Source organism: Pseudomonas sp. P4_C3, assembly GCF_056402075.1.
The window spans coordinates 1-8,586 of record NZ_JBFUIC010000195.1 but is presented as its reverse complement, the minus strand read 5'-3'; the positions used below and the strand labels follow the sequence as shown (position 1 = coordinate 8,586).

General features: G+C 56.7%; 8 protein-coding genes and 2 pseudogenes. All 10 read right to left on the bottom strand.

Annotation, left to right across the window (positions count from 1 at the left end):
* A pseudogene (locus AC1DVH_RS22490) lies at nt 1-697 on the bottom strand (ImcF-related family protein); the annotation flags it as partial.
* Nucleotides 690-1,682, bottom strand: coding sequence for a hypothetical protein (locus tag AC1DVH_RS22485; protein ID WP_477755672.1), 993 nt, complete (start codon nt 1,680-1,682; stop codon nt 690-692). The gene AC1DVH_RS22485 and the pseudogene AC1DVH_RS22490, both read right to left, overlap by 8 nt.
* A 140-nt stretch (nt 1,683-1,822) precedes the next feature.
* Nucleotides 1,823-2,086, bottom strand: coding sequence for a PAAR domain-containing protein (locus AC1DVH_RS22480; protein ID WP_477755670.1), 264 nt, complete (start codon nt 2,084-2,086; stop codon nt 1,823-1,825).
* Complete coding sequence (locus AC1DVH_RS22475; RefSeq protein ID WP_477755669.1) at nt 2,086-4,440, bottom strand: T6SS phospholipase effector Tle1-like catalytic domain-containing protein; 2,355 nt, start codon at nt 4,438-4,440, stop codon at nt 2,086-2,088. Before AC1DVH_RS22475 ends, AC1DVH_RS22480 begins: the two co-directional genes overlap by 1 nt.
* Nucleotides 4,428-4,931, bottom strand: a complete 504-nt coding sequence (locus AC1DVH_RS22470) for a DUF3304 domain-containing protein (protein WP_477755668.1) — start codon at nt 4,929-4,931, stop codon at nt 4,428-4,430. Before AC1DVH_RS22470 ends, AC1DVH_RS22475 begins: the two co-directional genes overlap by 13 nt.
* 36 nt (nt 4,932-4,967) lie before the next feature.
* Nucleotides 4,968-5,276 (bottom strand): hypothetical protein, encoded by a 309-nt coding sequence (locus AC1DVH_RS22465; RefSeq protein WP_477755667.1) that lies wholly within the window; start codon nt 5,274-5,276, stop codon nt 4,968-4,970.
* Nucleotides 5,264-5,782, bottom strand: coding sequence for a DUF3304 domain-containing protein (locus tag AC1DVH_RS22460; protein WP_477755671.1), 519 nt, complete (start codon nt 5,780-5,782; stop codon nt 5,264-5,266). The genes AC1DVH_RS22465 and AC1DVH_RS22460 overlap by 13 nt, the downstream gene beginning before the upstream one ends.
* Nucleotides 5,783-6,031: 249 nt before the next feature.
* Complete coding sequence (locus AC1DVH_RS22455) at nt 6,032-6,541, bottom strand: DUF3304 domain-containing protein (protein WP_477755666.1); 510 nt, start codon at nt 6,539-6,541, stop codon at nt 6,032-6,034.
* A gap of 221 nt (nt 6,542-6,762) precedes the next feature.
* Nucleotides 6,763-7,512 carry a DUF4123 domain-containing protein gene (locus AC1DVH_RS22450; protein WP_477755665.1) on the bottom strand — a complete coding sequence of 250 codons (750 nt, stop codon included), beginning with the start codon at nt 7,510-7,512 and terminating at the stop codon, nt 6,763-6,765.
* 16 nt (nt 7,513-7,528) lie between these two features.
* Nucleotides 7,529-8,569 (bottom strand): annotated as a pseudogene (locus AC1DVH_RS22445) (DUF2345 domain-containing protein); the annotation flags it as partial.
* Nucleotides 8,570-8,586 lie beyond the last annotated feature (17 nt).

The following is an 8,586-nucleotide window of genomic DNA, read 5'->3' as shown; positions in this document are numbered from 1 at the left end:
CCCACTTGCTCGCGCAGACCTGCCAAAGGTGTAAGGGCAACTGCCAGCCCAATTCGCGGGCCAGCACCTTCAAGTGACGCACGCCGGCCCCCATCGCGGCGGCATCGCTGCACTGCTCCTTGCTCAGCGCCCAGACCACGCCGTCCAGCGCGCGCCAGCGGGTCAGGCGGCGGTACTGATTCAGCGTCGCCTCGGTGGGCTCGGCTTGCAGGCTGCCGCCCCAGATCAGCACGGTGTTCTGCGCGTCGAGCCAGTTTTCCGAGGTCAGGCCGGGGGCGATGGCAGTGATTTGCTCGGGTTCGCCGACGACGAGCAGGAGGCGGATTTTACGGGGCCAGAGGGGGCTGTGGTTTTTCCGCAGGTACTCGATCAGTTTGGGGGCCCAGGGTTCAGCAGGCGAAGCGCCCGGCGGGCTTAGTGGCGAAACCGTTGGCGCAGCAATCGCTGCCACCGCCCTATCAGCCAACCCCACGGCCAAACGATCCCAGGCCAGCAGAAGCACCGGGCAAAACCAGCAGAGCGCAAACCAGACACCCAGCCCCCACTGCAAAAGGGATATGAGCGACTGTTGAGGCCAATTGAAATAGCCGCCGCACAAGCTGTACAGCAGGCAACCGAATACAACCAGCACCGTGATGACCAGCAGATAAACCAATCCCACCTTCATCAATGAGCCCTGGTGTTCTTCCTTAATCATTGCCATGAGGCACCGCCACTCCAATAGCCAATCGTTTGTCTCCATCCTGGCTTAGCCAGCCGCATGGCTGCCCGGCCTCTCCCGCTTGCAACAGGGCCATGGACATACCGATGAACGGCGCGAGATGCGCCAGCACGCCCCAGTGCCCTGCCAATTGATGTTCGGCGGCCGACCAGCCGCCCTCCACGAACGCCTTCTGACTGGTTTCGTCCAGTGCCAGACAGGTGGGTGGCGCGCAGTCCAGGCCGGCGTAACCTTGTATCTGCGGACAAAGCTCAGCGGGCGTTTCACCCCTCTCGCTCAGCAGATACTCACCCCGGTGCAACAACGTTCGCCCCTGTCGGCACACCAGCCAGACGAAGCCGGCCTCACCGGGCACTTCCCCGTCTTCGGCGCTCTGCGTCGACACCACCCCGGCACATATCAGCCAATCAGCCTCACCACGACAGTCCTGATCAAAGGCATCGATCAGACCGTCCAGATCGGGAAGTGCCTGCAATGGCAAACGGGCTTCGGGCAATACCACGTCGTGCTTGGCCAACATTTCGACAAAAGCCGCCTGGTGGTCCTCCTCACCCGCCCAGGCAATGCCTCGCAGTTGCGGCCAGCGGTCCTTCAACTCGGGCAGTGCGAGGGTCAACCGGGCAAGGTGTCGGGCCAAGGCCGAGGCACGCTCGCCGGCCACACTCAGTGATACCGTGCAACGCAGCATGGGCTGCGTGGCATCCTTTGGGGTCAGGGCCTGAGGCACGGGAGCGTTCGCCATCAACCCCTGGTAGTGCGCTTGCACATCGCCCGCGGGCCCCAGCAACAGCACCTGCTGCACCGGCAAGCCAAGGCTGCGTCTGCCCCACCAACGCTGACTGGCGACATCCCGGGTGCGACGCTGCACCTGGCAATTGAACACGCCGATTTGCCACACCAGCACCCGCAGCGCCAATGCCAACGCCCAGCACAACGGCAAAAGCGCACTCCATAACCACAGTTCAAACCGCGACCGTTCCTCCGGCCACAGCGTCAACAGGACCGCCATTTGCACACCCCAGAGCCATAGCAAAACCAGCCACCAGCGCCGCCAATGCGGTGTGCTCGGCACGATCAGCTCCGGGAACTTCGGCGGGTGATTCATGGCGCCACCTTCATCGACGAAGCCGCCAGCGAACTGACCAGTCGGCAGCCGCATTCACACCGATGCCCGTCCAGGGCCACGGGCTTGCCGTCCATGATCGAACCCGACGCGCCCTCGCTGATGCGTGTCATGCCGTGTAAATCGCAGCGGGCCTGATCGCCCAGACAGGCTATCGGTTTGCCGAAGGCTTCGTAGTGACCCTCGAGAACTTCACCCCCGAAAGGGCTCATCGAGTCACCCATGCGTACCAGAGGCAACATCAGCCACGCTCCTTGGCGAGTTCGAACAAACTGCCCGCCTCGCGCAGCATGGCGCTGGTTCGTTCAATACGTTGCACGTAGTCTTCCTGGGCAATCTGCTGCTTCAGCTCAGCCGCCACCTGGCCAATATGAGCCGTCGGTTTGAGCAACTGCGCGGCGTCCGGCAGGAACGGCAGCGCCACACCGCGCGCCTTGTCGATCACTTGATAGCCGATGGCTGCGCCACCGATGCCCGCGGCCAGCCCGCCAATCCCGCCCAGCGCCCCACCCCGTTTGATCCCGTAAACCGTGGCACCGGCGAGCATCGCTACGCCCAGTATTCGTCCGGCCACTACCACCGGTGACAAGTCCCGGCTGTTGGCGTTGCCGAAATACGTCATGCGGTAAAAGAAGTAGCCCGCCCACAGCTCCCGCGATCCCAAAGCGTCGTGCATGAACCAGGCGCGTGAGTCGTGGATCTGGTCATCGAACAGCGCGACCACCAGCCCCATGTGCGGGTCCTTGCCGGGCGTGCCACGGTCGTCGCTGAACAATTGTTTGGTGCGCAGTTCGCCTGCGACCTTGATCGCGGCGTGGTCTTGCAGCTCATCGTTTTCGTTGAGCAGATAGATGGCGTCGCGCAACAGCACATCGGTGATCGTGCCGACCGCACTGGTTTGATTGCGGTCGAAGCCTTTGTAGTCGCGTTTGAACTCCGCCGCAGCCTGACTGAGCTGAGTCTTGTCGATCTGCGGTTCGTAGATTGGCGGGCCGGGGTGATTTATCGCCGTTTCGGGTGCTTTCAGCCGATCGGCCAAAATAATTTTTTTCTGCCTTTCATAGGCCGCGCGTTGTTCGTCGGTTTCGAAGGCAGTGATTTCATTGGCCTGGGTGAAGAACGGTTGATGCTTGTAGCTGTCATTGTTCTGCAACGGGTCATTGGCGTAACGACCGATGCGCCAGCCGGTGATCCAGCCCAGTTGATCGGCCAGGGTGTCTTCCACGGTGGTGCTGAGTGGCTGCGGTCGGTACTCCCAGGCGGGTGTGTGGATGGGGGCGTCGGTGGTTATGCCTGGCWGGGTGTGGCGCCAGGCGTTGAAGCGTTCGATTACTTGCTGATTGACCACAAACTCTGACAAGGTTTTCGGGGCCATTTCACGCCATGGCTCCTGCGATAACCGGCTTTTCGACAATGCCGCTTCCGGCACCTGCAATGGTGCGCCAGCGGCGAATGCTTCGGCATACAGGTCGTGCAGGACAATCTGCGACACCAACTCATCAGTACCACCACGAGCCTTACCCTGGTCGTTCTGCGGATAACCACCGCCGACATCGGAATGCACACCGGGGTACACCACTTCATAGGTGTTGGGTGGGTACTGACCATTCTCGTTGCGGATCGAGTCCAGCGGAAAGCACGAACGCTGCTCGAAAGCCGCGACGAAGTGCCGGCAGCATTTGACGAAGTTCGGAAATTTGGCGGCGTCAGGCAGCAATTGACTGTCATCCGCCCAGCCCATGTGCCCGGCAAAAAAAGGCGCCGCATGGGCGATGCCGACCGAGGCGACGGTATCCAGCACCCCGAGAAACTCGACGCTGACCGGCAAGCCGATCAGACGTTGTTCGGGAAGCTCGGCGCCGTTCGGCATAGCGAACAACTGGCTCAGCCAGGTGACGAAAGTGCGAGCCTCTGCCGCCCCGCGCGAGAAACCGTACACGTATAGTTTGACTGCCAGCACCTTAGGTTGCCGGGACTTGTCTTTGCAGGCCTCCAAGGGACCCAACAGCCCTTCCATGACTCGTCGTCGTTTGCCTTCTCCCTGGACGCTCATCAGCGGTGCCTGCCAGGTACTCATGGCATTGACTGCTTTTTTTCTGTCGGCTTTGGATAACTCTTGCTTGGTCAATGCAAACGTCAGCGCATGAGCCAATGACACCAATGCCCAATTGATGCGATCTTCACCACCCGTCGCATACCTCAGCCCCTCTGCGCTGTAATCCAGTTCGCCGATTTCGGGAAAGGGAGTTCCGACACCGGGCATATAAAAAGAAAAAAAACCCGATTTTTCTGACTGTTCACCCCTGAGCGAAGCATGAAAAAGCTTGGCAATATTACTGGGGTGATTTTTCTTGGTATCGTTATCTTCATTATTGTTAGTTCCATCAAAAAACAAACTGATGTGCAAACTTTGAACGCATTCAAACCGTTGGGATTTCCCTTTTGAGTTGACCTGTCGATGGTGGTGATCCTCCTCGGCGGTTTGCTTGTTGCAGTTGGCGGCCACCATTACAACATCACTCGGCAAACGCCCCACCACCGGAAAAACGGGCGGCGCCCAGACCTTAGCGCTTGAATTACTCTTTACTTCGGACATACGGTTGACTCCTTCATTTCCATAGTTTCTTTAATCGGATAATTAGGTGAGCTAGGTGCCCAGCAAGAAGTCGTAACCTTGACCTGATTACAGGTGAAAAAATGCACCTTAAGATCGCATGACTCCGTTCCTGGCCATTCGGGGACATCCACGATGGTGGTGTAATTTTGGTAGTTGGCAGAATGCTTGGCATAAGCCTCTCGAAACTCCATGGATGTTACAGAGGGCATTTTTGCATGAGGCTCAGGATCGACTTCCCATTCAATCTGAGCCTTTAAGCCAGGTCGCCACTTAATYGGCATGATAATGCAGCAGGAGCGTCCCCCTCCACCATCGGCCCTATAGCCATTAACCGAGAGCCAGTTAATATTGTTCAACGTATGATTAACCGCTTGAATATTGCCCCCGGCCATTTCATTGTCTGCCGTTGAACATCCCACCAAGGCCAATCCAAACAAACCAAACAGCCATCTTGCCCATGTTTTTTTCATTGTTATCTCCTTCACCAATCACTCCCTCATTTCAATTCAGGCTGCATGGGAAAAATCCCGCACGGGCATCTTTCCAATACAGCCTCTCGGAGGTTTTTTCTTGGAGTCATCCAGTTCGTTATTATTGGTGCCATCGAAAAACAAGCTAACGTGCAAACTTTGAACGCATTCAAAGCGCTGGGATTTCCCTTTGGAGTTGACCTGTCGATGGTGCCAATCCTCCTCGGCAGTTTGCTTGTTGCAGTTGGCAGTCACCGTCACAACATCACCCGGCAAACGCCCCGTCACCGGAAAAGCGGGCAGCGCCCAGACCTTGGCACTTGAATTACTCTTCACTTCGGACATACAGCTGGCTCCTTCATCTGCTTAGGTTCTTTAATTGGGTTATTGGGTGACCCATACCCCCAACACGAAGTCGTAACCTTGATTTGATTGCAAATTAAGAAATGCACACTTAAACCACAAGAATCTGTTCCTTGCCACTCAGGAATATCCACGGTGGTGCTGTAGTGCTGATACTTAGCTTTAWGCTTCAACTGCGCCGCACGATACCCCTCTGGATCAGAGGGCCAATTCGAATACGCAAATTGATCGGCATCAACTTCCCATTCAATATGCGCCTTTAAGCCAGGGCGCCATTTAATCGGCAGGATAATGCAGCACGAACTTCCACCTCCTCCGTGAGCTCTGTACCCATTAACTGAAAACCAATTAATCGCATGCAGAGTATGGTTAACCGCTTGTAGATTACCTCCCGCCATTTCATTGTCCGCTGTGGAACATCCCACCAATGCCAACCCAAATAAACCCAACAACCATCTCGCCCAGGATTTTTTCATTGTTATCTCCATCACCGACCACTCCCTTATTTCATTTCAGGCTGCATGGGGAAAATCCCGCACGGGCCTCTTTCCCATGCAGCCTCTCAGGTGATTCCTCTTCACGTCATTGAACTCGTTATTGTTAGTGCGATCGAAGAGCAAACTGATGTGCAGGCTGTGGCTTGTTGCAGTTGGCAATCACCATCACAACATCACCCGGCAAACGCCCCGCCACTGGAAAAACGGGCGGCGCCCAGACCTTAGCGCTTGAATTACTCTTTACTTCGGACATACGGCTGGCTCCTTCATCTGCTTAGGTTCTTTAATTGGGTTATTGGGCGATCCGTACCCCCAGCACGAAGTCGTAACCTTGATTTGATTGCAACTTAGGAAATGCACGCTTAAACCACAAGAGTCCGTTCCTGGCCATTCGGGAATATCCACTGTGGTGGTATAACGTTGAAAATTGGTTTCGTGCGCAGCCCACGCTTCTTCATCGAACCCATACCCGGTTGCTTTTCGTTTTATTTTTGCATAAGGCTCTGGATCAACTTCCCATTCAATATGCGCCTTTAAGCCAGGACGCCATTTAATCGGCAGGACAATGCAGCACGAACTTCCACCGCCACCGTGAGCCCTGTACCCATTGACTGAAAACCAATTAATCGCATGCAGGGTATGGTTAACCGCCTTTAAATTACCGCCCGCCATTTCATTGTCTGCCGTGGAACATCCCACCAAGGCCAATCCCAATAAACCCAACAACCATCTCGCCCAGATTTTTTTCATTGTTATCTCCATCATCGGCCACTCCCTTATTTCATTTCAGGCTGCATTGGAAAATCCCCGCACGGGCCTCTTCCCCATTCAGCCTGATGACTGAAGTTGTACTTGCGGCCATGTCTAGGTCGTTCTACGGGTAACCACCGCCGACATCAACATGCACACTGGGGTACACCACTTCATAGGTGTTGAGTGGGAACTGACCCAACAGAACATCCATTTCCAACTCATAGTCGCTGGCGCGCGTACTCGCCTATATCCCCAAAGTAGTTCTCTCGACTTGCTTGCATGACAATCGAGTACAACATCTCAAAACGTCGTTCCTGACTGTCATCCAGATGGTCAAACTCACTGTCACCCAAGAGTTTCTGGGCATCGCTGATACGGCCAATCATTTCGCATTGCTCATCACTGAGCGCCACGAAGGGACTGACTTCGATGCCGCGTTGCTTCGTCAGGCAATTGCTTTGCAGCCATTGCGGCTGGTCGTCTCGATCAAGCCAGCCCCAGAAGCAGGCGACTTGCAGGAACTCGGCGCGCTGTTCGTCGGTGAGAATGGTGTTCATCAACACGGGAAAGATTCGCGGATCGTAAAAACGCAACAAACCGGCCTGTCCTCCCCACTGCATTTGAGACAGGGCTTGCAAGGCATGACTCAATTCTTCAAACGGTAGGGGCGAGATCAGGACCATCAGGCGAGCATCGGCCGCGCAGTGTTCGATCAGCTCTTCCAGCCAGGCCTTGTGTTGCCAAATGGTCAGGTCCAGGCGCATCAACAGCGGCGCCTGGTCCAGCAACTTTTCTTCTGGCGTACCCGTGAACAATGAGAACCATGGCACCTTGGGGCTCTGTTGCTGCAGCCCAGGAACAGCGCATTGGCTCCACGCGGCTTGATCAAGCAAAAGATCAACTTGCTGTACTTCGGCTGTGGCGCACACCCGTTCGATCTGCTCCAGCCATTGGATAGGCGTTTTCATCTGTATGTTTCCTCTATCAACCTTGGCGCATCAGCACACCGATGGCTTTCTTCCGAGCCTTTTGCAGGCACTCCTCGCACACCGACTGCGGCAACTCAGGCAGAGGGAAACTCTGCCCCATAGGCGGTCCCCACCGATGGTTGCCTCTGTTGCAGAGCTCTCGTCCATGATTCTGAATCACGCCCTCCTCCGTAATCCGGTGGTAAGCGCCACCGCAGGCGAGAGTGATGCTCTTTTGCGCAGCCAACAGCAGATGCCCCTGCACCGATTGGATCGTGATGTCCTGCTGGGCAATCAGGTTCATCAGGTCGCCGTGGGATTCGATTTCCAGCGGTCCCTTGCCGGAAACCAAGCGCATGCCTTCCCGCTGGGCCAGTAACGAAATGCCTTGTTTGGCGTGGGCTGACAGGCGTTGGGCGGCGGCGAGGTTGATGTCGTCCTGGCTTTGCAGGTACAGCGCATCACCGCTATTGAACAGCAGACTGGCTGGGGTTACCGCTGCGATGCCCTTGGGTGCGCTGAGCAGAATGGCCGGGGCAGTCAGGTCTTTGGCTTCGACTTGCAACTGGCGTAGGCCATCGATAGCGGGCTGGCGGCTGTGATGGGCCTGCGCAGTTTCCTGGCAGTCAGTCATTTGCTGCTTGGCACCCTCGATCAAGTCGGTTGCCGGCGCCATTTCCAGCACCTGGCCTTGGGCTTTGCTCTGTTCATCGGCACTGATAAACAACCCCTTACCCGCCCGAATCGCGCCCCAGGCATCGGTGCGCAACTCAAACCCCTCACCGCGCTTTTGACGCTCGGCATCCACCACATGCCCTAAATTCAACTGGCTCTTGCCACTGTGTTCGGTGCTGAGCTTGATGTGCTCCTGCCCGCGGGTATCGTCCAGGCGCAGTTTGTTATTGGCCGGGGTGCGCAGCACGTTGCGTTTTTCGTTGTACATGGTGACGGGGTCGGGGTGCTGGCTGTCGTGCAGGGCGTGGGCGATGTAGGGGCGGTCGGGGTCGCCCTGTTCGAAGGCCACCGCCACTTCGGTGCCGGCGATCAGCGGCAGGTGCGATCAGCGGCAGGTGC